Source organism: Clostridium algifaecis (assembly GCF_017874415.1).
Taxonomy (GTDB): domain Bacteria; phylum Bacillota; class Clostridia; order Clostridiales; family Clostridiaceae; genus Clostridium_B; species Clostridium_B algifaecis.
This window is the reverse complement of sequence record NZ_JAGGLM010000011.1, coordinates 1-24,344: the sequence shown is the minus strand read 5'-3', so window position 1 is coordinate 24,344 and position 24,344 is coordinate 1. Positions and strand designations below refer to the sequence as shown.

The window sequence follows — 24,344 nt, the reverse complement described above, 5'->3', positions numbered from 1 at the left end:
ATTACTACAATTCATATTATAAAAATTTTAAGGAGGTTTTTACATGAACTCGATAGTACTTGTAATAATAGGCGCACTCGTATTAGTTTTAGGTTATAGGTTTTATGGATCTTTTATTGCAGCTAAAGTTCTTATGTTAGATGAAACACGTGAAGTTCCATCTAAGAGATTTGAAGATGGACATGACTATGTTCCAACCAACAAATGGATATTGCTCGGACACCATTTTGCTGCTATTGCCGGTGCAGGGCCACTCATAGGACCAGTTCTGGCTGCTCAATTTGGATATCTTCCAGGTACACTCTGGATTCTAATTGGAGGTGTACTTGCAGGCGGTGTTCACGACATGATAATTTTGTTTGCATCCGTTAGACAGGATGGACAATCTATTGCCGAGATTGCAAGAAAAAATCTTGGTGAAAGAATGGGTTTCATCACATCAATTTCAATTATTTTTATACTTGTTATAACTATGGCAGGTCTCGGACTACCAATTGTAAATTCACTTTATAATAGCCCATGGGGAACATTTACCGTTGGTTTTACAATTCCTGTAGCTATTTTCATAGGTTTATATCTTAAATTTTTAAGACCAGGTAAAATAGCAGAAGCTACTGTTATAGGTATGGCTCTTATTTTAGTAGGCGTTATTGTCGGACCTTCTGTACAACATTCAGCTTTAGCTCCATATCTTACTTTTAATGTAAAACAGATGTCACTTATATTGGCTGCTTATGGTTTCATTGCATCTGTTCTTCCTGTATGGCTTTTATTGCTTCCTAGAGATTACTTGAGCACATATATGAAGCTAGGTGTTATAGGACTTCTTGTAATAGGTATAATACTTGTAAGGCCTACCATTCAAATGCCAGCACTTACTCAATTTATAGGTGGTGGAGGTCCTATAGTATCAGGTAAAGTTGTTCCATTCGTATTTATTACAATAGCTTGTGGAGCTCTATCTGGTTTCCATTCATTAATAGGTTCTGGTACTACACCTAAACTTATTTCAAATGAAAGAGATATACTTCCTATAGGTTACGGTTCCATGGTTATAGAATCTTTTATAGCTTTAATGGCATTAATTGCAGCAACTTGTCTTCCAACTTCTGATTACTTTGCCATAAACTCTGCACCAGCTGCATTTGCAAAATTAGGCATGATTCCAAAAGAACTGCCTATGTTATCACAGATGGTAGGTGAACACCTTGCTGGAAGACCAGGAGGTTCCGTATCTCTTGCCGTTGGTATGTCATATGTATTCTATAAAATACCTGGTATGAAAGGATTAATGTCTTACTGGTATCATTTCTGTATAATGTTTGAAGCATTATTTATACTTACAACTATAGATTCTGGTACAAGAATAGGAAGATATTTATTCCAGGATTTATTAGGTAAAGTATATGAACCTTTCAAAAATAGAAACTCCTGGTTTAACATTATATTCTTTAGTTTTGTAATGTCATTTTGTTGGGGTTATCTATTATACACAGGTAATATATCAACCATATGGCCTCTGTTTGGTGTAGCAAACCAAAGTTTAGCTGCTATAGCCTTTGCAATAGGTACTTCAGTTCTAATAAGAATGGGCAAAAAGAAGTACATGCCAATGACCGTAATACCTATGGCATTTATAGCTGTAATGACACTTGCCGCATCAATAACAAATATATCTTCAAATTATATACCAAATCACAAGAATTTACTTGTAGTACTTTCTTTAATACTAATAGTAATACTCGTAGTTATACTTTATGAGAGTATCAAACACTGGATTAAAGACTTAAAGTCAGGAGAGTTTGATAACGTAGATCAAAATACTACAGTTTAAAAAAATAATCCACATTGAAGATAATTTTTATCCCCAATGTGGATATTTTTATATTACTATTCAAATAGATTGAAAACATTATTGAATATACTTTTATTTTCTTTTATTTTCTGTTCATTTCCAAGTACACATAAATTATTTTGTTTCATAACATCCGAAATCAATTCAGAAAATTTTTCTATATCTTTTACCTTAGTATTTAAAACTTCTTCTCTTTCCTTTTGCATGTCTTCGTAACTTATATGTCTTATATAATTGTCAAAAACTCTCTGGCCTTCTGATGAAGGAGTAAGCGGATAATCAAGATCAGATATTGTTCCTATTATATACTTGGTCATCTGTCTGTTGTCTGCCTTAAAGTTTTTAAAAAATTCTCCAGCTTTATCATATACTTCAATAGTCTTGTCAAGATTAGGATCTCTATAAGATGTAAAGAACATATTTCCATTTCTCAAAAATGCTGCAAAACTTCCATATGCACCACCCTGGACACGTACTTCATTCCACAGATAATCATAGTTTGCTATTGACTTTAATACCTGAAGGCTTCCATTATATGAATATCCAAGCTTCATAAAATTATAGGCTTTAGCTACATATTGAACTTTACCTGAAGTCATAAGTCCTTCATTTTCAGGATTAAATTTAAACTCATATACTTCATTTTCTAATTTGTCCTTATCAAGTTGGTCATAAATTATCCCAATATTATTTTTAAACTTATTATAATCTTTGTTATCACACGTAACACCTGTGATCAGATTGTTAACATTAAATATTAAAGAAGCTGTATTTTTCAAATTATTGCTTATATCTTCTTTATTATTTTCAAAATTCTTCTCAATACTGCATATAAATTTATAAAATCCAAGTCCACTTAGAAGATCATCATATTTACTTATAGATGAAAAATATGACATAGCATGGTTTGCTACAACTACATGACCCATCTGAAACATTGCCATTTCTATTCTTGATTTAGTTTCCTGTATTATTTCTTTAATTCTCTTGTATTCATCAAACTTGGTATGATTTATTACTTCACTTATAAGTCCTACCAATTTTTCAATATTACCTGTAAGCACCTTCGATCTAACTATAAATTTAGGATAAAATACATCTGTATTTTTATTTTCAGAGTAGGATTGAGGTATGAAGTTTATACCTCCTGTATAGATATTTATTTCTTTTGATAATTCTTCATAGTCATAATTCTCGGTACTTATCTTCCCAAGTACAGTTCCCAAAAGTGATATATAAGGTATATATTCCTTTTTTACAGCGCTGGAATCAAAATATAGATTTAAATAAACTATACCATTTGTAAATACAGGATGAAATAATGTCTTCACATTATCTTTTTCATTTTCTATAAGCCTCAGCTTTTTTGCATCTTTATCTATATCAGATATGGATAGAAGAGGTATTTTTTCAAGGTCTTCTTTTTTATCTTCGCTTTTCTGCCTCTCTTTTAGATGTTCTGCATCCAAAATTATCTTACTCAATTCTTCTTCTTTAAGGCTATCTTTAAACTTTTTCAAATGTTCCTTTAAAGTTTCTTCCTTTTTCTCTTCCAATCCTTTTTCAGGCTTAAGCATAATTAGAGAGCTGTGTTTATTGTTTAAAATATATTTATCTATAAGTTTTTCAAAATAGTTATCTTTAAGTGCAGTTTTTACTTTTTTCAGGTTCTCATCATATTTAAGATGAATCCATGGTCTAGCATCATACAACCAGCTATCCATAGCTTTCATCCCGTATATAAGTCCCTTTGGATACCCCTGGTAATCTGCCTCTCTAAGTTTAAATTCTTTTATATTTATGGAAGCTTCTATTAACTTCTTATCAATTCCATCATTTACAAGCTTTTTAAGTGTTTCTATGACAATATTTTTAAATTTTTCTTTTTCACTTTCATTAGAGTTTTTAACTATTATACTGAACATCGGCTGAAGCATACCTGCCTCAAATGAACCAAATACATCTTTACCTATACCTGCATCTATAAGGGCTTTTTTAAGTGGTGAGGATGGGGTTTCAAGCAGTAAATATTCAAGTACATCAAAAGCCAGGTATAACTCAGCATCAGTAGCTTTTCCTACTGCAAAATTAAGGCTTAAAAATGTCTTATCCTGCTCTTTCTCACTGCTGGATATAGGATAACTCATCTTAATTTCTTTCTGGCTTTTAAAAGGAACTGCTTCCCTAAGACTTGAATCTACAGAAATTGTATTAAATTCACTCAAATATTTTTCATCTAAAAATTTAAGTTTTTCCTCTATGTCCATGTTTCCATATAGATATATATAGCTATTGGCAGGATGATAATATTTACTGTGAAATGCCAGAAATTCATCATTTGTAAGCTGAGGTATTACATCCGGATCTCCTCCTGATTCAACTGAATACTGTGTTCCAGGATAAAGTGATTCTGAAATTTTTCTAAAAAGTATGGACTCCGGTGATGAAAATGCTCCTTTCATTTCATTATAAACAACACCCTTGTAAGTTATGTCATCATCTTTATTATCCAGTTCATAATGCCAGCCTTCCTGCATCATAATTTCTGGATACTTATATATGTTAGGATAAAATACAGCATCTAAATATACATCCATGAGATTAGTAAAATCTTTATCATTTACACTTGCTACAGGATACATAGTTTTATCAGGGAAAGTAAAAGCATTTAAAAATGTATTTAAAGACCCCTTAACAAGTTCTACAAAAGGTTCTTTTACAGGAAATTTTCTAGAACCACAAAGTACTGAATGTTCCAGTATATGCGGTATTCCTTTGCTATTTTCAGGTGGAGTTCTGAAACTTATTGCAAAAACTTTATTATTGTCATCATTTTTCAAGAAAAATAATCTAGCTCCACTTTTTTCATGTTTAAAAATCATTCCAACGGAATTCAATTCTTCTATATTTTTTTCTTCAATAAATTTAAAACCACTATAAATTTTTCCTATATCCATATAATTTTTTCCTTTCAATATATTATTTGTTTTTCAAACTACTTACATAATTTATAATATCAATTATTTACTCCTTTATACCACTAAATACTATAATCTTCATTTATTATTTTTGTCTATCTGTTTGTAAAGCTATAAATATTCTAACATAACCAAATAATTTATAATAGTAAAATATAACAATAAAAATAGGATTTAACACAGAATTAATTAATTCTGCATTAAATCCCATTTAAAATTTATCAACTACTATTTAAAGCTCATTAAAAGCTGTCCTGACTTAACCTGCTGATTTTCTTTTACAAATATCCCATCTATGATCCCATCTTCACCTGCTGTTATATTAGTTTCCATCTTCATTGCCTCTATTGCAACAAGACTTTCACCCTCTTTTACAGCATCTCCTGCATTAACCAAAATCTTGACTATAGTTCCAGGAATACTTGCACCTATTTCTTTTTCATTATCTGGATCTGCCATTGTTACTCCTTCTTCATAGGAATTGGCAGCTTCCATACTCGCTTTATCTTTTATTCTAACATCTCTTCTGTTTCCATTTACCTCAAATACAACATATCTATATCCCTCTGAATCAACTTTTCCTATTTCAAGAAGTTGAATTATAAGAGTTTTTCCTTCTGCTATATCTATTTCACAAGTTTCTCCTTCACGAAGTCCATGGAAAAATACATCGCTTCCTATACAGGTGAAATTTCCATTATCTTTTAAGTACTTCAAATAGTCCTCATATACATCAGGATAAAGTGCATAACTTAATTGTTCTTCATTTGAAAATTCTCTCTTATATTTTTTAGAAAGATATTCATTTATTTTTTCAAAATCTTCTGGTGGCAAAATTTCTCCAGGTCTTTTATCTATAGGTTTCTCACCTTTTAGAACAAGTTTTTGAAGCTTTTCAGGAAAACCTCCCATTGGCTGACCCATCATTCCTTTAAAATAAGATACTACCGAGTCAGGGAATGTCAAGTTCTTTCCTTTCTCATATATGTTGTTCTCATCCAGGTTATTTTTAATCATAAATATAGCCATATCTCCTACCATTTTAGAAGATGGAGTTACTTTGATTATATCACCCATCATGAGATTTACTCTTCTAAACATATCTTTTACATCTTCAAAACGATGACCAAGTCCAAAACTCTCTGCCTGTGGTTTCAAGTTAGAATACTGGCCTCCTGGTATTTCATACTTGTATATTTCAGCTGTACCAGTTTTAAGTCCCGATTCAAACTGACTGTAAACAGGTCTTACTGCACTCCAATAATCTGAAATCATCTGAAGACTATCTGCATCAAGTTTTGTATCTCTTTCTGTATTTTTAAGTGCTGCAACTACAGAGTTAAGCGATGGCTGACTTGTAAGTCCCGACATACTGCTAAATGCTACATCTGCAATATCTACTCCTGAGTGAGCAGCCATAAGCACAGTAGCTACACCATTCCCTGTAGTATCATGTGTATGAAGGTGTATAGGTACAGATACTTCATTTTTAAGAGCCGTTATAAGTTTAACAGCAGCATAAGGTTTTAAAAGTGCTGACATATCTTTTATTCCAATTATATGAGCCCCAGCTTTTTCTAATTCTTTTGCCAATTTAACATAATAATCAAGAGTATACTTATCTCTATTTGTATCAAGTATGTCTCCTGTATAGCACATACATGCTTCAGCTATCTTACCTTGATTTAATGTTTCATCTATGGCAACTTCCATTCCTTTTACCCAGTTTAATGAATCGAATATTCTAAATACATCTATTCCTGATTCTGCAGATTGTTTTATAAATTTTCTTATAACATTATCAGGATAATTTTTATATCCAACAGCATTTGCACCTCTTATAAGCATCTGGAAAAGTATATTTGGGACTTTAGCTCTAAGTTCCTTTAATCTTTCCCATGGAGATTCCTTCAAGAATCTATAAGATACATCAAAAGTTGCCCCTCCCCACATTTCCATGGAAAACAAATCTTTTGCTATAACAGATTCAGAACCTGCTATTTTTAGCATATCTTTTGTTCTCATTCTAGTTGCCATAAGTGATTGATGTGCATCCCTCATAGTAGTATCCGTTAAAAGCAGCTTATTTTGAGCTTTAATCCACTTTACAAGTCCTTCTGGACCCTCTTCATCTAATATCTGCTTTGTTCCCCTTAAATTTTCGACTGGCTTAATTTTAGGTACTACAGGTACATCAAAGTCTTTTTTCTGGCCATGAGTTTCATTTACAACTTTTTCTGCTATAAATTTAAGTATTCTGAGCTCTTCATCCTGTCTTGGAGATATATCAAACAATTCAGGATTATTAGCTATAAAATTAGTATCACAAAGACCTTTTTTAAAAGTATCATGATTTAGTACATTTATTAAGAAATCTATATTAGTTTTTACTCCTGTTACAAAAGTCTCTTTTACAGAACGTATGGACTTCCTAACTGCATCTTGAAAAGTTCTTGACCATGCTACTGTCTTAACAAGAAGACTATCATAATAAGGACTTATAACAGCTCCTGTAAATCCATTTCCTCCGTCCAATCTTATACCAAATCCGGAACCGGTTCTATATACATCAATTCTTCCTGTATCCGGTGCAAAATTGTTTGAAGGATCTTCTGTAGTTATTCTGCACTGAATAGCATATCCTCTTACACTTATATCATCCTGAGATTTTATTCCTATCTCTTTTGAATCAAGTTTATATCCTTCAGCTACAAGTATCTGACTTTGAACTATATCTATGCCGGTTATCATTTCAGTTACAGTATGTTCAACCTGAATTCTAGGATTCATTTCTATAAAGTAGTGATTTCCGTGCTTGTCTACCAAAAATTCCAGTGTACCTGCACTTCTATAATTCACAGATTTTGCAATTTTAAGTGCATCATTACATATATCATCTCTAATTTCTTTAGATAATGCAAAAGCCGGTGCAAATTCTATAACTTTCTGATGTCTTCTTTGTATAGAACAGTCCCTTTCATAAAGGTGGACAATATTTCCATACTTATCCCCAAGTACCTGAACTTCTATATGTTTTGGTCCTTCAATATATTTTTCAATAAACATTTCGTCTGATCCAAAGGCTTTGAGAGATTCATTTTTAGCATTCCTATATGATTCTAGAAGATCTTCCTCTTTTTGTATTATCCTCATACCTCTTCCACCGCCGCCATCAGCTGCCTTAATCATTACAGGATAGCCACAGTACCTTGCAAACTCTATTGCTTCATCTTCTGACTTTATAGGTCTCTGTATTCCAGGAATAGTCTTAACACCTGCATTACCAGATACTATTTTGGATTTTATTTTATCACCCATTTTTTCCATTATATCAGAAGTTGGACCTATAAATTCTATACCTGCATCCTCACATTTTTTAGCAAAATCAGGATTCTCAGATAAAAATCCATATCCCGGATGTATAGCATCTACTCCTTTTTTGAGTGCAAGATTTATTATCTCATCAATATTCAAGTAAGCTTCTACAGGTCCCCTATTTTTACCTATAAGGTAGGCCTCATCAGCTTTAGTCCTGAATAGTGCTCTCTTATCTTCATCAGAATAAATAGCTACCGTTCTTATACCCAATTCATGGCATGCTCTAAATATTCTTATGGCAATTTCTCCTCTATTTGCCACAAGAACTCTTTTAAATTTTTTTATCAAAGCAAATCAACCCCTTGTAAAAATTGACAATCAGTCAATATAATTCGCTGCAAATAATTTTTTTGACATATTATTATTATATATAAGTATCAAAATTATTTCAATTGCATTGTTTATTTTTTTTACTTGCATAACATAGTATATATAAATATTACTTTAATCATATATACATTAATTTATTCAACATTATAAAATTATTATTAACTTTAGATGATAATAATAAAAACAGTTTGAAATTTTATTCAGAGTTATCTTTCACCGAGTTTTAAATTTGGTACTGCATTTAAATCCATAGTAGATGTTTTTCCTTTTTTATATTCAAAATATGCAGCACTGCCTATCATGGCTGCATTATCTGTACAAAGTATAAAATCAGGGAAAAGTACTTTAACTCCAATTTTATTTCCTTCATCAATCAAAGTCTTTCTAAGGCATGTGTTTGCAGCTACTCCTCCTGCTACAGCTATTTTATCAACCTTTTTTAATTTGCATGCCTTCATGGAATTATCCACTAAAAAACTTACTACTGCCTTTTGAAAAGAAGCAGCTACATCTGCCCTGTTTATTTCTTCATGTTTCATTTCTTTTTGATTCAAATAATTAAGGACTGCTGACTTAAGCCCACTAAATGAAAAATCCAGTGATCCGCTGTCGTGAAAATTTGCCCTTGGAAATTTTATTGCATCTGGATTTCCCTCTTTTGCAATTTTATCTATTTTAGGTCCGCCAGGATATCCAAGTCCTATAGCTCTTGCTATCTTGTCATAAGCTTCACCTGCTGCGTCATCTCTAGTTGAACCAAGCACTTCAAAATCTCCATGGTCCTTCATATAAACAATATAAGTATGTCCTCCTGATACAACGAGGCATACAAATGGTGGATTTAACTTCTTGTACTGAATGAAATTGGCACTTATGTGTCCCTCTATATGGTTTACACCAATCAAAGGCTTCTTTATAGCATAAGCAAGCCCTTTAGCATATTGAAGTCCTACAAGAAGTGCGCCTACGAGGCCAGGTCCATATGTAACACCAACTGCATCTATTTCTTTTAAATCAATATTTGCCTCTTTTAATGCTTCATCCACTACAACACTTATAGCTTCTATATGTTTTCTTGATGCTATTTCAGGAACTACCCCTCCAAATTTAGTATGTATATCTATTTGTGATGATATTATATTTGAAAGTACATCTCTACCATTTACAACAATTGCAGCGGATGTTTCATCACAGCTGCTCTCAATTGCAAGTATTTTAATATCTTTATTATCCATAATTCTACCCTTCCCGTGTCAAGCCAACACTTTAAATAACGTATTTGTCTGGTATATTTTATTTTATTATTTGTTATGCTAAAATTCAACCCGATATTCAATAAACTGAAAATCCATATGTTATAATTATAATATTATTTAAAATATTAAATTTGGAGATTTTTTAAAATGAATAAATCATATGCAAAAGTTATAATTAGTGGTTCACCTATATCAAAATCTAATTTTAAGTTATTCAATGTAAAAGGGAGAGCCATACTTCCATATAATTCTGGAAAATATCACGATAGATATGCCATATATGAAGAACAGATTGCTTATGAAACAAGATGTCAGAATCCTGGAGTTCAACTTTCTGAAGCTTTGATTGCAGTGCTAAAGGTATATTATAAAAGCCAGAAGAGACACCCTGATACAAATAATATAACTAAAAGCATATTTGACGGGATTGAAAAAAGTGGACTTATAATAAATGATGCCCAGATAAGAAGAATTATAATTGAAGAATTCTATGACAAGGCCAATCCTAGGTTCGAACTTGAATTGTTCGGAGAGAGCCAATATTTTATGGATTATAAAATTAAAGAAAGAGATCAATATACATCCCCTATTCTATACTCTCCACCACCAAACAGAAAAATAAATTTAACTAAATGTAGAAACAAGCCTACTAAGAGTTCAAATTCAAGCCCTAATACTATAAAATGTGAAATTTGTGGTAAAACTATCAGTAAATCCGATTCAATCTCGGCAAACAACGGTAAACTGGTAATTTGCAAAAATTGCTTTAATAAATTATTCTAATCTTCATTGTTGAAAAATTTATCAATAATTTTTTCCGCCATTCTTTTTTCTGTATTTGCTTTTATGATGAGCATAATTACAATTACAATTAAGTTGTTTATGCCATCATCTTCATCTTTATTTTCACCATTTTCCGATTCATACTTTGATTTTAGTTTGCTATGAAAATCATTTACAAATTCATCAACTTCATTTTTTTCTATATTCAAAAAATCATTATATATATTTTCCAAATCCTTATCATGATTTTCTCCAGAATTTATAGACTTAACTATAGGTGAAAATAGCCTTTGAATATCATTTATGGATAATATCTGTTTTAAATAATAAGTCAGTATAATAAGTATCATATGTTGTTTTGAATATTTCTTCTTATTTGGCGGCATAAGTATTCCAGCTTTAGTATAATTGTTAATCATAGTTTTTGTAAGAGCATTATCGTCTTCATTTCTTTTTAAATATCCCAATTTATCTTCTACAAACGTAGTTACCTGATCCATATACAAATCGATATCCGGTATACTATAGAGTTTTAACTGTTCAAAAGATGAGAGCTCCTTAAGTATTTTTTTCAGTTCATCGTATTTCATATAATTTTACCTCCAAAACTTTAGATGTCTAGATTCTTAGCTATTTATGCTAATTATAAACAATATTGAATTACATTTCAATTAAATCAAAAATAGCTAATACACCTTAATGCACTAGCTATCTTAATTCATTAACTATTAATTCTTATGCTACTCTATCTATCTTTTTAGTAGCAATTATATCAACTCCAGTACCAAGTATATTAGGAACTACAACATCTCCAATATTAACTGGTGCTTCTATAACTACATTTTTAAGTGCCTTTACGCAATCAAATATTTTTGCCTTAGGAATATCATTCTTGGTTTTTACAGGTACTACATCTATCTCTCCATTTTTTACATATACAGAAGAAGTAACTATTCTAGTAGGATTTGTGCATTCCTTCTGTCCATATATTTCTCCACGTTTGCAAGTATTGCCTGTAACTTCTATAACCTTGTCTCCTTCTATTTTAACTAACAGCTGGCATCCCATAGGACATCCTATGCAGGTTAATTCTCTATTTTCCATGTTGCTATTCCTCCTCTACCTTTATTGTTATTGTTTTGCAATCCTTGTGTTTATCAAACAATGCTTTTGTAAGTTTGGCAGTTTCCATTTCACCTGGTGCAAGTATTCTTTTTTTAGTATGCATTTCACGAACATCATCAAAGTAAACAGATATATAACTATCCTTATAAGCCTGACCAACCCTAAATCTTACATCCAAAAATTTATCTACATTCTTTGGATTTATATATTTAGGTACAGTATATCTAACTCCATCTGTAGCTATAACTTCTATTTTTTCTCCAGTAAATCTTTTTCCATTTACAAATTCAGCAGCACTTTTACCTGCATTTATACTTTCAAGAGTTACATTATCTACAAGGTCATGTACATGAAGCACATTTCCACATGCAAATATTCCTTCTACGTCTGTTTCAAGACTTTCATCAACTATTGGTCCGCCAGTTATATTTGAAAGTTCAATATCCGCCTTTCTTGAAAGTTCATTTTCTGGAAGTAATCCAACTGATAGAAGCAATGTATCACAAGGTATATACTCCTCTGTAGATTTAATAGGTTTTCTATCCTTGCCAACTTCTGCTATAGTTACACCTTCAACTCTATTTTTTCCTTTTATATTTGTAACAGTATAGCTTAATTTCAATGGTATATTAAAATCATCAAGACATTGAACTATATTTCTTTTAAGTCCGCTTGAATATGGCATAAGTTCTACTACTGCCTTAACCTTAGCACCTTCAAGTGTCATTCTTCTTGCCATAATAAGTCCTATATCTCCAGAACCTAATATTACAACTTCTTTTCCGGGCATATATCCTTCTACATTTACAAACTTTTGAGCAGCTCCAGCCGTATATATTCCAGCACATCTGCTTCCTGGTATATTTATGGCTCCTCTTGGTCTTTCCCTGCATCCCATGCAAAGTATAATTGATTTAGCTTGTATTTCAACTATTCCGTCCTCTTCATTTACTACAGTTACAATTTTATCTTTATTTAAATCAAGTACCATTGTATTTAATTTATAAGGAATTTTCATATCAATAACTTTGTCTATAAATCTCTGAGCATATTCAGGTCCAGTTAGCTCTTCTTTAAAAGTATGAAGACCAAAACCATTGTGAATACATTGATTTAATATTCCACCTAGTTGATTTTCTCTCTCCAGTATCAATATGTCCTCTATTCCTTCTTCTCTAGCAGAAATAGCGGCTGCAAGTCCTGCTGGTCCTCCACCAATTATAACTACATCATGCTTTTCCATATTTTTAACCTCCAACCTTATAATTTATATTTAAAGAAACAAAATTTTTCTAAATTCCGGAACTAAATATATTCCTTGTTTTTGCCGACCAATATATTTGAATTTTTGCCAAACTTAGTTACATCTTCAGGAGACATTTTTAGCTCTCTTGCAAGTATTTCTACTACTCTTGGAGAACAAAAACCTGATTGACATCTTCCCATACCTGCCCTGGTTCTCTTCTTAACTCCATCCAAAGTTCTTGCTCCAAGTGTCCTTTTTATAGAGTTTACTATTTCTCCTTCTGTAACTGTCTCACATCTGCATATTATCTTACCATATCTATGGTCTTCTGCTATAAGCTTTCTTCTCTCATCATTACTCATTTCTCTAAACTTAGGTATTCCTTTTCTTATAGGATTAAATTTTTCATTTTCCTGAGGGCTGAGTTTCTGAACAACAATATTTTTAACTAATTCTCCTATAGCTGGAGCACTTGAAAGTCCTGGTGATTCAATTCCAGCTACATTTATAAAGCCTTCAGAATCTTCACTTTCTCCTATTATAAAATCTCCTAAAGTACTATGTGCTCTTAACCCTGAAAATGAAGTTATAACCTGTCTCATTGGTATTTCATTTATACTAAGCTTTGCTTTTTCTAATATAAAATCTATACCTGCACTTGTAGTTGTAACATCTTCCTTATCAGAAACATCTTCTGCATCAGGTCCTATTAAAAGATTTCCATCTACAGTTGGAGTAACAAGTACACCTTTTCCCATCTTAGTTGGAAGTTGGAATATAGTTCTTGAAACAGTATTTCCAACCGCTTTATCGAACAAGCAATATTCACCTTTCCTTGGAATTATTTCAATCTTATTTGAACTTACCATATTATTTATTTTATCTGCAAAAACACCGGCAGCATTTATAACAATTTTACTTTCAATATCGCCTTTATCAGTTTTAATTTTATAAACATCATTAACCTTTTTTATAGATAAAACCTCAGTATCAAGTTCAAACTTAACACCATTATCTGCCGCATTTTCAGCTAAAGCTATAGTCATTTCATAAGGACATACTATGCCTCCTGTAGGTGCATAAAGTGCTGCTACTACATCCTTCGATAAATTTGGTTCCATCTTTCTTACTCTATCTGCATTCAATATTTCAAGATCTGGTACACCATTTTCTTCACCTTGTTTTTTTAACTTGTCAAGATTACCAGCTTCATTTTTATCAAAACAAAGTACAAGAGAGCCTATTCTTTTGAATGGAAAATCTAGTTCTTTTGATAATTTGTCAAACATTTTGTTTCCCTTTGCGTTCAACTTTCCTTTAAGTGTATCAGGTTTTGCATCAAATCCAGCATGAACTATAGCGCTATTTGCCTTACTAGTTCCATTTGCTACATCTAAATCCTTTTCAACTACACATATATTCAATTTATATCTAGATAATTCCCTTGCAATAACACTACCTATAACTCCACTACCTATAATTGTTACATCAAACATTGAATATGCCTCCTTTTAATTTTTAAAAAAAGAGCCAATTTAAGATATGCAAATATCTTAAATTGGCTCTCATAAACTCTGCCATAATATTATCTTTTATTATGCTTTTATAATATCACATTCAAACAAAATATTCAAATATAAAAAGATAATTTTTTTATGTATATTTTTACATTTCAAGTGCCTGTCTGGCTAACTTGTCTGCCATATCATTATATTTATCTCCGCTGTGTCCTTTTACCTTTACAAAAGCAATATTTATATTTTCCTTTGCATTTTCATAAAAGTCCCTATATGCCATAGTTCCATCTTTTTTTGCTTTCCACTCACCAGTACACCATTTAGCAATTCCTTCATAGTCATGATATATGGTCAATTTGCCAATTTTATTTTCCATTGCGAACTTAATTGCTCTTTCAGCTCCTTTTATTTCACCTGCGACATTTCGCATTTCTGCCAATTTTTCATCACTAAATTTCTGAGAAAAATCGTATTTTTTATTATTCCAAAATATCACGCCACCACAAGAAAATTCACATGTAGCATTGTTGAAACTTCCATCTACATAGGCAGTTGCTTCACTTGATTCATTATTGGCATTTTGAAGTTTACATGCTGAAATAACCTGCTTTGCCAGTATAGACGTAGTAACCGAGCCAACGCCTCCTGGGACCGGAGTTATCATTGCTGCCTTTTTAACACAATCTTCAGTATCAACATCACCGCACATAGTTCCGTCATCTTCTACATTTATCCCAACATCAATTACAACAGCACCGGGTTTAACATGATTTGAATTTATCATTTTACTTTTTCCAACACATGCTATTAAAATATCAGCTTCAGAACATACCTTTTCCAACTCTTTAGTCTTCGAATGGCAAATAGTTACCGTTGCATTATTATTTAACAAAAGGAGAGAAAGGGGCTTTCCTACAACCATAGACCTTCCAACTACAGCTACTCTTTTTCCCTGCATTTCAACATTATAATATTTAAGTATTTCAATTACAGCTGCTGCAGTACATGGTGCAAAACCTGAAGCATCATTTTCAAGTAATTTAGACATATTTAATGGGTTAAAGCAATCCACATCCTTTTTTGCATCTATAACATGTTTTATAACATCTTCATGAAGCTCACCAGGAAGTGGTCTAAAAATCATTATTCCATTTGTACTCTTATCTTCATTTATTTTTTTTAATTCTTCTATAAAATTTTTTTTGCATATATCTTCCGGTAATTTTTTAACTTCTGCTTTTATGCCAATCTTGCTGCACCTTTTTAAAGCACCTCTTTCATAGGCTATATCGCTTCCATTTTCTCCAACTCTCACTATTGTAAGCTTCGGAATAATATTTTTTGATTTTAGGCTTTCCACTTCAGCTATAAGTTCCGAACTTATAGCATCTGCCACCGGTTTTCCTTTAATTATTTCACCCATTATAGTACAGTCTCCTTTTTATTTAGAAAGTTTTTCTACTACCCTTTTATAAACTTTTTCTGCAATTTCAGATCCTTTTTCAACTAAAGGCAGTACTTCACTTTTTACCATATCTGTATACTCACAATCTTTTATATATTTAATATTTATAATAATATTAAGATAGCCGCCTGCGAGTGCTGATTTCAAGCACTGAACCCCAACTCCTATATCACTTAATACAAGTTCTGAACAATTATCCACTACTGCCTCATGAAGCAAAATTGTATCATAAGCCTTTTTAACCACTTTTATAGGTACACTGCAAGCTGCTTTTAAACATTTGTCAAGTACTTCTTCTTTTTTTAGTCTTTCCTCTTCAGTATTTTTGGGCATTCCATAAGCCTTTGAAAGTGGAAGAAAATTTTCTGCATCTTCATCCACCATATTCAAAAATTCTTCCTTTAATTTCCCTGCATTATTTAATATATCAGTTAATTTTTCTGTATATTGTGCGTATTTTTTCTTACCAAGAGTCAAATTACATACCATACTTAGGAGAGCTGCTCCCATAGCTCCATCTAATGCTGCTGCTCCACCGCCGCCTGGTACAGATGCTTTAGAAGAAAGTTCTTCTATGAAATCACTGCATGGATTATCTACAATCTTCATGTTGTTCCCTCCAAACTAGATTTATATACTAAAATAACCCACTTATTACTCCGTTTTCATCTACATCTATTTTCTCCGCTGATGGAACTTTAGGAAGTCCAGGCATTTTCATTATAGAACCTGTCATAGCAACTAAGAAGCCTGCTCCTGCAGAAATAGAAATTTGTCTTACTGTAATTGTAAAATCCTCTGGTCTGCCAAGTTTTGAAGGATCATCAGTCAATGAATACTGAGTTTTTGCTATACAAACCGGAGTTTTATCAAATCCCAATTTTTCTAAATTTTTAATTTCCTTGTTTGCTTCTTTTGTAAAATTAACATCTTTAGCCCCATATATTTTTCTGGCTATAGTTTTTATTTTTTCCTTAATAGGCAGATTAACATCATATGCAAATTCAAAATTATTTTCTTCCTCATCTATAATTCTAAGAACTTCTTTTGCAAGTTCTATTCCACCTTCGCCGCCTTTTGCCCAAACCTCTGAAAGCTTAACATTTACTCCAAGTCTTGCGCATTCTTCCTCTACCAATTTAAGCTCAGCTTCTGTATCCGTAGGGAATCTATTTAATGCCACTACAGCTGGCAGCTTAAATACCTTTGTTATATTTTCTACATGTTTCAACAAGTTAGGTATTCCATTTTTAAGTGCTTCCAAATTTTCTTCTCCAAGATTAGACTTTTCTACTCCGCCATTATATTTAAGTGCCCTTATTGTAGCTACTATTACAACTGCATCTGGTCTTAAGCCTGACATTCTGCATTTAATGTCAATAAACTTTTCAGCTCCGAGGTCAGCACCAAAACCTGCCTCTGTAACTGCATAATCTCCAAAATGCTTTGCCATTTTAGTAGCCATTATGGAATTACAACCATGGGCAATATTTGCAAAAGGTCCGCCATGTATAAATGCAGGAGTTCCCTCTAAAGTCTGAACCAAATTTGGTTTTAATGCATCCTTTAAGAGTGCAGCCATAGCACCTTCTGCTTTTATGTCATGAGCAGTTACAGGATCTCCGTTTCTGTTATAACCTATAACTATCTTTGCAATTCTCTCTTTTAAATCTTTTATGTTATTTGCAAGGCAAAATATTGCCATTATTTCAGAAGCTACTGTTATATCAAATCCATCTTCCCTTGGTGTACCATTTACTTTTCCTCCCAATCCATCTACTACAAATCTCAGCTGTCTATCATTCATGTCCACACATCTTCTCCATGTAATTCTCCTTGGATCTATGTCAAGTGAATTTCCATGTTGAATGTGATTATCTATCATAGCTGCAAGTAAATTATTTGCAGCAGTTAACGCATGTATATCACCTGTGAAATGTAAATTTATATCTTCCATAGGTACAACCTGTGCATATCCACCACCTGCTGCTCCACCTTTAATACCAAATACAGGTCCCATAGATGGCTCTCTTAAAGCAACAACTGTTGATTTTCCAAGCCTTGACAGTGCATCTGCAAGACCTATTGAAGTTGTAGTTTTACCTTCTCCAGCAGGAGTTGGATTTATTGCTGTACATAATATTAATTTTCCATTTTTGCCCTTTGATTTCTTTAAAACATTGTAGTCTATTTTAGCCTTATATTTTCCGTATAATTCTACATTTTCCTCTGGGATATTCATTTTTTCCGCAATGTTTGTTATTTTTTGCATTTTACAATTTTGAGCTATTTCTATGTCTGATTTAAAAGTCATTTTATTACCTCCATATGTATAATTTATATATTTATTAAAATTTTTATACTAAATTAAATTTATATAATAGTACTTATATTATAGCAAATTTTCACCTTAACATATACAAAAATAGTCATAATGTTAAAAAACATTATGACTATTTAAATTTACAATTTTTATTATTTTTTATTCTGGAACAATTAATACCAAGGCTTTTGAATTTTTTACGACTTTAGATGTTACAGAACCGATCATCCTAATCAGGCCTTTTTTAGTTGATTTTGTCATAATTATTGCATCAAATTTATCTTTTTGTGCTTTTTTTAATATTTCATCTCCTGCATATCCAAAAGGAGAATATTTTTCAACCTCATACCCTTCAATTTCCTTTTCAGCCCTGTCCAAAATATACTTACTCTCTTTTTCAGACCTCTCTATTACACTATCCGATATAACCATATCATTTGCTATAACTATTTCAGAAACGGTCATAAGAGTTACTTTTACATTATCTTTTTCGCTGAATATTTTTTTTAAACAATCAATGGAGTGCATACTTCTATCTGTTCCATCCAAAGGTATTAAAACTTTTTTCTTTTCCATACACAACATCTTCCTTTTAAATTATTATATTTAAAATATTCCTTTAAAATTAAAATAGCTTTTTTATTCAGGAACAATCATAACTAAAATTTGTGTATTTTTTAGAACCTTATTGGTTACAGAACCAATCATTCTAGCTATGCCTTTTTTATTGGATTTTGTCATGATTATTGCATCAAATTTATCCTCTTTTGATTTTGCAAGTATTTCATCAGAGGCATATCCAAAGGCACAATACTTTTCAACTTCATATCCTTCAAGCTGTTTTTCCGCCCTTGATAAAATATTCTCTCCCTTCTCCTTTGCCCTTACTATTTCATCATTTGATATAACCATATCATTTGCTATAACTATTTCAGAAACATGCATAAGAGTTACCTGTACTTCGTCTTTTTTAAATAATTTTTTTAAACAATCAAGGGAGTGCATACTCCTATCCGTCTCATCTAAAGGTACTAATATTTTTTTCTTAGTCATACAAAACACATCCTTCTATCTTCTATTATTTTCATATCTAAAATATTCTACATAAACAATTCTATTTCCTCTATTTATACTAGAATGCTGTTATAAAACATTATGATTCCACATTATTATAGCATCTTCCTTATTATCGGCATAATAGGATTTTCTCAAGCCCTCTTCTATAAACCCATACTTTTTATATAGATTTTGTGCTATTATATTGGACTTTCTAACTTCTAAGGTCATATCTCCTACACCTTTATTTTTGCATATTTTTATAAGCCCTTCCATAATTAAATTTCCTGCACCAATACCTCTGTATTCAGGATGCACCGCTATATTTGTTATATGAGCCTCATCAATTATAATCCACATACCACCATATCCAATGACAGTATTATGTTTTATTACAGCTACATATTTTGCAAATTTATTTTTTGAAATTTCCTGAACCAGAGATTCTCTGCTCCATGGCGTGTGAAAAGACAATCTATCTATCAAAATCACATCATCAATATGTTCTGATTTTAATGGTACTATATGTACATCATCCATTTCATTGCATCTTGGCTTTCTTTTCATATTCTCTTTCTGCTTGAGATTTTCTCAGATAGAAGGGTGCAAAGGTATATAAATTATCACATTTATTATCCTGTATTAATTTAAGGCCAATTTCACCTAATGAAGAAGCCCTTACAATATTTAAATTAATCGGAGCAAAGGAAATTTTGTTAGCTGCATTCTGTAAAATATAGCCTTTAAACATGTTTACTGCATCTCCAACAAACGAAACTTGATGATTCATTTTATTTAATTTCTTTATTAAATCTTCCATAGATATTATCATATATTCACTTGTTCTCTTAAGATCAGAATTTTCGAATTTGTAAAGGGCAGTATAAACATTACCCCTCAGGGCATTCAGAATAGGACATATAATTCCTTCAGTATATGCAAGATTATACGCAAGACTATCTAAAGATGATACCGACACAAAAGGTTTTCCTGTTCCCTGACTCAAACCTTTTATAACAGCCGCACCAATTCTAAGTCCTGTAAAAGATCCAGGTCCTTTGCAAACTACAAATCCATCTAATGAATTTATATCAATATTAACATTTTTAAGAAGATTATCTATCATTGGCATTAATACTATAGAATGCTGTTTTTTATAATTAAATGTTATTTCTCCATATAATTTTTCTTCTGATAATACTGCACATGTTGCAGATTCTGTGGAAGAATCCAAACTCAATATTTTCATTTTTTATTTTAACTCCTTTATATAATCATATCTGCTTCCATGATAATTTATGCTTATTTTTCTGTGATTTGGTTTATCGTATTTATCTTTTTCTATATTTACCTCTATGTATTCCTCCGGTATTAATTCATTTATATAATTTGACCACTCTATAACGCTAACTGCATCACTAAAAATATATTCATCAAAGCCAATAGCTTCTATCTCATCAGGATCATTAACTCTATACACATCAAAATGATATAATTTAAGTCTCCCCTCATATTCATTTACTATAGAAAAAGTTGGACTTGTTATAGGATCTTTTATGTTAAGACCTTCTGCCAATCCTTTTACAAAATGAGTTTTCCCTGTTCCCAAGTCTCCATTTAAACATATTATATCACCAGCTTTTAAAATTTTTCCTAATCTTTTACCCAATGAAATAGTATCCTCTACTCTATCTACAAAAAAATCCATATTATACCTCACAAACTAAATTTCATCGAACTTATGTGATGAAATTAATGTATTTCTCAAATTAGAAAATGCTTTTTCACATACAAAACCACTGTTTACCATATCCTGTATTATGTCAAAGCTTTTTTCTCTTCCTAAACCGCTTCTATAAGGTCTATCCTCAGTTAATGCCTGATATATATCACATACTCCTAGAATTCTAGATTCTTCCGATAAATCTTTGGCTGTAAGTCCTGCCGGATACCCATGTCCATTAAGCTTTTCATGATGATTAGATGCCCATGTACTTATATCATTTATGTCTTCTATTTCATCCAATATTATCTTAGTATAGTATACATGTGATTTTATAATTTCAAATTCTTCATTATTCAAAGGACCATCTTTATCCAATATATTTAATGGTATAGCAAGCTTACCTATATCATGAAGAAGTCCGGCTATTCTCATTTTAACACATTTTTCCTCATTGAATCCTATATATTTGGAAACTTCATATGCTAAATTTGCTATACCTTTAGAATGCCTAGCTGTAAATTTACTTTTATCATCTATAATATTCGCAAATATTTCTGCTATTACCTGAAATTCATCCAAATTTAAATATATGTTCAATTCAGGCTTTATTCTATCCAAAATTACATCTGTAAAACATATATTATTAATATCAAACCAAAATATATCCTTTGACGAAATATCCAAAACTGCATTTGCAATTTTGGGTGAAAATATAATTTCAATTTGTTTCTTTACCCAATCTTGAATATATTTTCTTTGTTTAAATGTAGGCTCATCTTCTTTATATAAAATCTCTATTAAATCAGAAATTCTAATTATTTGACTTTCAAGCGGAATATTGCTGCCTTTTATTCCAATAGCACCACTGCCATTAAAATTTTCATGATGATACAACAGTATTTTTGATATTTTCTTGAATCTAGGTAATGGCTTAATTATGTTTGCTCCAATTTTACAATGTTGTTTAATAAATGTAGTTGAATGATGACTTTCCTTAAAGCAATTGGCTGCTCCTATATCATGAAGAAGTGCAGATATATATATTTCTTTTTTATTTTCTTCATTTAAATTTAAATAATTGGCAATTCTAAGGGCAATATATGCAGTTCTTTTTGAGTGGTGCATATATTTATGATTAGAATAATCAACATTAGTTATTTTTTCTATAATCATATCCTGTTTATCATTATCACTATTTCTAGAACTCATTTGAGCCAAATCAAGAGCAGTGGACATAGCCATTATTATCTTATCCATACTAATCTTCATCTTTATACCTCTCTTATATTTGCATAATTAATTTTATCACAATAAAATGGATTAAAAAACATATATTATTTGCATTGTTAAAGTACATTATGTAAAATATATTTAATATATAAAAATATTTTAGTTATCCAAACATGTGCAGAGGTGACCAATTTGAAAAAGTCCATAAGCTTAATCATGCTTATTCTCTTGATAGTTCTTACTGCTTGTAATAGTATTTCAAAAAACAAAGATCAAAAAAGCAATACACATAATGTTGCTGTTAATAACAATGTTAATTTAGATATAGTTACTACAGATAAATTACTATATACAATTGTGAAAACTATAGTTAAAGATAAACATACAATAAATTATATGTTTAAGGACAGGCAAAGCGAAATTAATTTTAAATTTACATATGATAGTTTAAATAATATTTCTAAAAAGGATTTGTTCATATATGTATGTCCTAGTTTTGAAATTTGGGTAGATGACTTCATAGATAAACTTGATAAAAGCAAAGTTGGAATAATTAATTCATCAAGGGGTGTAAAACTTTTAGCTTACAATCATCCTTTAAAGTACAAAAATATTACAGTAAATGAAAATCCTTATTATTTTATGGATATTGATAATTATAAAATAATGCTTGTAAATATAAAAAATGCAGTTGAGGACAAAGATCCTAAAAATAGATCCTTTTACGAAAAAATTTTTTCCAGTGAATTAAAAAATCTTCAAAGCTATGAGAGTAATTTAAAATCCATAGATGAGAGTTTATCAGATTATAAATTTATAATATCAAATGAAAATCTGAAATATTTCACGAATTATAGTAAACTTGAATTATTAGATATAGCTTCTTCTAATAATGTTCTCTCTTCAGATGATATAAAGAAAGAAATAGATCAAAATAATTCAAATAATAAAATAGTATTTTTATATACTGATGATTCAGAGTTAAATGTAAACTCTGAAATATTAAAAACTTATGGAATTAAACCAGTTAAGCTTCAAATGTTTAATGGCAATTATAGTTATGAAAATACAATTAAACAAAATATAAAAAGTTTAAATAGCATAATTTCCAAATAATTTATTTAGTATTTTAGATTTCGAAACTAATACTTGACGTAAAATAATATTTATGATATTATAATTTTTGTTACTTGCCGAAGTGGTGAAATTGGCAGACGCAACGGACTCAAAATCCGTCGCTGGTAACAGCGTGCGGGTTCAAGTCCCGCCTTCGGCACCAGATATATCAACTGTTAAGAGCACTCTGGAACTTGTTTCCAGAGTGCTCTTTTTAGGTATTTGCTAACATTTTGCTAACATACGAATTAAACTTTTTTAATACTTTATACTCTGCTGCTTTATAGTATTCAAAATAGTAGCAGCCTTCATATTGATGTACCCAACCCACGACCTCTGGATTCATTGAAATTCGTTTTACCATTTTTTACATCATCTTATAATCATTTATATATCTACACTTAAGTTATTGCTTGTCCATCTTATTTCCTCATGATATTATACTTTTTTCTTTAGGTTGTGTTACGGTTGTGTTACAGAGTAAAAATAACAACACTATTTTTGATAAAAAACATTGGAGTCTTTTAACGTTAATCATATAGTTAAATTCAATAAAATGACCTTTCCCCAATAAAATAGACATCTTAAACTCGTAATATCTCTTTATTTCGTAGATTATCATAATCTTTTAATTTTTATGCTGCTTTTGATTTTTTATTTGAATTGTTATAATATTTTTCAGGCGTTACATAACCATTAGAAGCATGTATTCTTTGCCTATTATAAAATATCTCAACATATTCAAATACAGCAGCACGAGCTTCTTCACGTGTTTTAAAGTGATTTCCATAAAGCCATTCACATTTCATTTTACCCCAGAATGATTCCATAGGAGCATTATCCCAGCAGTTACCTTTACGAGACATGCATATAAATCCATACTTATTTATTAAATTTTGGTAATCATTTGAGCAATATTGTGACCCTCTGTCCGAATGTAGAATAACACCAGTTGGTCTT

The 24,344-nt window shown here is 31.0% G+C and carries 20 protein-coding genes and 1 tRNA gene; 4 read left to right on the top strand and 17 right to left on the bottom strand.

What is annotated here, in order from left to right:
• Window positions 1-43 precede the first annotated feature (43 nt).
• Window positions 44-1,834, top strand: coding sequence for a carbon starvation CstA family protein (locus tag J2Z42_RS09045; RefSeq protein ID WP_209702324.1), 1,791 nt, complete (start codon window positions 44-46; stop codon window positions 1,832-1,834).
• Window positions 1,835-1,890: 56 nt separating this feature from the next.
• Here the strand turns inward: J2Z42_RS09045 and J2Z42_RS09040 are convergent, their stop codons facing one another.
• The 3 genes from J2Z42_RS09040 to tsaD all read right to left on the bottom strand — a co-directional run bounded on the left by J2Z42_RS09040 (window position 1,891) and on the right by tsaD (window position 9,776).
• Window positions 1,891-4,812: an insulinase family protein gene (locus J2Z42_RS09040; RefSeq protein WP_209702323.1), complete on the bottom strand. Its 2,922-nt coding sequence runs from the start codon at window positions 4,810-4,812 to the stop codon at window positions 1,891-1,893.
• A 249-nt stretch (window positions 4,813-5,061) separates the two neighbouring features.
• Window positions 5,062-8,499, bottom strand: a complete 3,438-nt coding sequence (locus tag J2Z42_RS09035) for a pyruvate carboxylase (RefSeq protein WP_209702322.1) — start codon at window positions 8,497-8,499, stop codon at window positions 5,062-5,064.
• A gap of 248 nt (window positions 8,500-8,747) precedes the next feature.
• Entirely contained in the window at window positions 8,748-9,776 is a 1,029-nt protein-coding gene (tsaD, locus tag J2Z42_RS09030; RefSeq protein WP_209702321.1) for a tRNA (adenosine(37)-N6)-threonylcarbamoyltransferase complex transferase subunit TsaD, read from the bottom strand.
• 168 nt (window positions 9,777-9,944) lie between these two features.
• Between tsaD and J2Z42_RS09025 the strand changes: the two genes are divergently transcribed.
• Window positions 9,945-10,580: a RusA family crossover junction endodeoxyribonuclease gene (locus J2Z42_RS09025; protein WP_209702320.1), complete on the top strand. Its 636-nt coding sequence runs from the start codon at window positions 9,945-9,947 to the stop codon at window positions 10,578-10,580.
• Here J2Z42_RS09025 and J2Z42_RS09020 read toward each other — a convergent pair.
• The 13 genes from J2Z42_RS09020 to J2Z42_RS08960 form a co-directional block, all read right to left on the bottom strand.
• Window positions 10,577-11,170, bottom strand: coding sequence for a DUF1836 domain-containing protein (locus J2Z42_RS09020; protein WP_209702319.1), 594 nt, complete (start codon window positions 11,168-11,170; stop codon window positions 10,577-10,579). The two genes, J2Z42_RS09025 and J2Z42_RS09020, sit on opposite strands and share 4 nt — an antisense overlap.
• Before the next feature lie 145 nt (window positions 11,171-11,315).
• Window positions 11,316-11,684, bottom strand: a complete 369-nt coding sequence (locus J2Z42_RS09015) for a DUF1667 domain-containing protein (RefSeq protein WP_209702318.1) — start codon at window positions 11,682-11,684, stop codon at window positions 11,316-11,318.
• Between the two features lie 4 nt (window positions 11,685-11,688).
• Window positions 11,689-12,948, bottom strand: a complete 1,260-nt coding sequence (locus J2Z42_RS09010; RefSeq protein WP_209702317.1) for an NAD(P)/FAD-dependent oxidoreductase — start codon at window positions 12,946-12,948, stop codon at window positions 11,689-11,691.
• A 62-nt stretch (window positions 12,949-13,010) separates the two neighbouring features.
• Window positions 13,011-14,447, bottom strand: a complete 1,437-nt coding sequence (locus tag J2Z42_RS09005) for an NAD(P)/FAD-dependent oxidoreductase (protein ID WP_209702316.1) — start codon at window positions 14,445-14,447, stop codon at window positions 13,011-13,013.
• A 169-nt stretch (window positions 14,448-14,616) separates the two neighbouring features.
• Window positions 14,617-15,891 (bottom strand): tetrahydrofolate dehydrogenase/cyclohydrolase catalytic domain-containing protein, encoded by a 1,275-nt coding sequence (locus tag J2Z42_RS09000; protein WP_209702315.1) that lies wholly within the window; start codon window positions 15,889-15,891, stop codon window positions 14,617-14,619.
• 18 nt (window positions 15,892-15,909) lie between these two features.
• Window positions 15,910-16,542, bottom strand: a complete 633-nt coding sequence (locus tag J2Z42_RS08995) for a cyclodeaminase/cyclohydrolase family protein (protein WP_209702314.1) — start codon at window positions 16,540-16,542, stop codon at window positions 15,910-15,912.
• Between the two features lie 28 nt (window positions 16,543-16,570).
• A complete protein-coding gene (locus J2Z42_RS08990) occupies window positions 16,571-18,247 on the bottom strand; it encodes a formate--tetrahydrofolate ligase (RefSeq protein WP_209702313.1) in 1,677 nt (558 codons plus the stop codon).
• Window positions 18,248-18,415: 168 nt separating this feature from the next.
• Window positions 18,416-18,832 (bottom strand): universal stress protein, encoded by a 417-nt coding sequence (locus tag J2Z42_RS08985; protein WP_209702312.1) that lies wholly within the window; start codon window positions 18,830-18,832, stop codon window positions 18,416-18,418.
• A gap of 63 nt (window positions 18,833-18,895) precedes the next feature.
• Entirely contained in the window at window positions 18,896-19,309 is a 414-nt protein-coding gene (locus tag J2Z42_RS08980) for a universal stress protein (RefSeq protein WP_209702311.1), read from the bottom strand.
• A 90-nt stretch (window positions 19,310-19,399) separates the two neighbouring features.
• Window positions 19,400-19,852 (bottom strand): ribosomal protein S18-alanine N-acetyltransferase, encoded by a 453-nt coding sequence (gene rimI / locus J2Z42_RS08975; RefSeq protein WP_209702376.1) that lies wholly within the window; start codon window positions 19,850-19,852, stop codon window positions 19,400-19,402.
• Between the two features lies 1 nt (window position 19,853).
• Window positions 19,854-20,561 (bottom strand): tRNA (adenosine(37)-N6)-threonylcarbamoyltransferase complex dimerization subunit type 1 TsaB, encoded by a 708-nt coding sequence (tsaB, locus tag J2Z42_RS08970; protein ID WP_209702310.1) that lies wholly within the window; start codon window positions 20,559-20,561, stop codon window positions 19,854-19,856.
• A gap of 3 nt (window positions 20,562-20,564) precedes the next feature.
• Window positions 20,565-21,020, bottom strand: a complete 456-nt coding sequence (gene tsaE / locus J2Z42_RS08965) for a tRNA (adenosine(37)-N6)-threonylcarbamoyltransferase complex ATPase subunit type 1 TsaE (RefSeq protein ID WP_209702309.1) — start codon at window positions 21,018-21,020, stop codon at window positions 20,565-20,567.
• A gap of 15 nt (window positions 21,021-21,035) precedes the next feature.
• Entirely contained in the window at window positions 21,036-22,307 is a 1,272-nt protein-coding gene (locus J2Z42_RS08960; protein ID WP_209702308.1) for an HD-GYP domain-containing protein, read from the bottom strand.
• Window positions 22,308-22,451: 144 nt separating this feature from the next.
• Between J2Z42_RS08960 and J2Z42_RS08955 the strand changes: the two genes are divergently transcribed.
• Both J2Z42_RS08955 and J2Z42_RS08950 read left to right on the top strand, forming a co-directional pair.
• Window positions 22,452-23,384 carry a metal ABC transporter substrate-binding protein gene (locus J2Z42_RS08955; RefSeq protein WP_439897324.1) on the top strand — a complete coding sequence of 311 codons (933 nt, stop codon included), beginning with the start codon at window positions 22,452-22,454 and terminating at the stop codon, window positions 23,382-23,384.
• A gap of 76 nt (window positions 23,385-23,460) precedes the next feature.
• Window positions 23,461-23,547: transfer RNA gene (locus tag J2Z42_RS08950), tRNA-Leu, on the top strand.
• A 472-nt stretch (window positions 23,548-24,019) separates the two neighbouring features.
• On the opposite strand, the gene J2Z42_RS08945 is transcribed toward J2Z42_RS08950, so the two are convergent.
• Window positions 24,020-24,344: IS3 family transposase (locus tag J2Z42_RS08945; RefSeq protein ID WP_209702306.1), on the bottom strand; the 325-nt coding region annotated here is incomplete at its 5' end.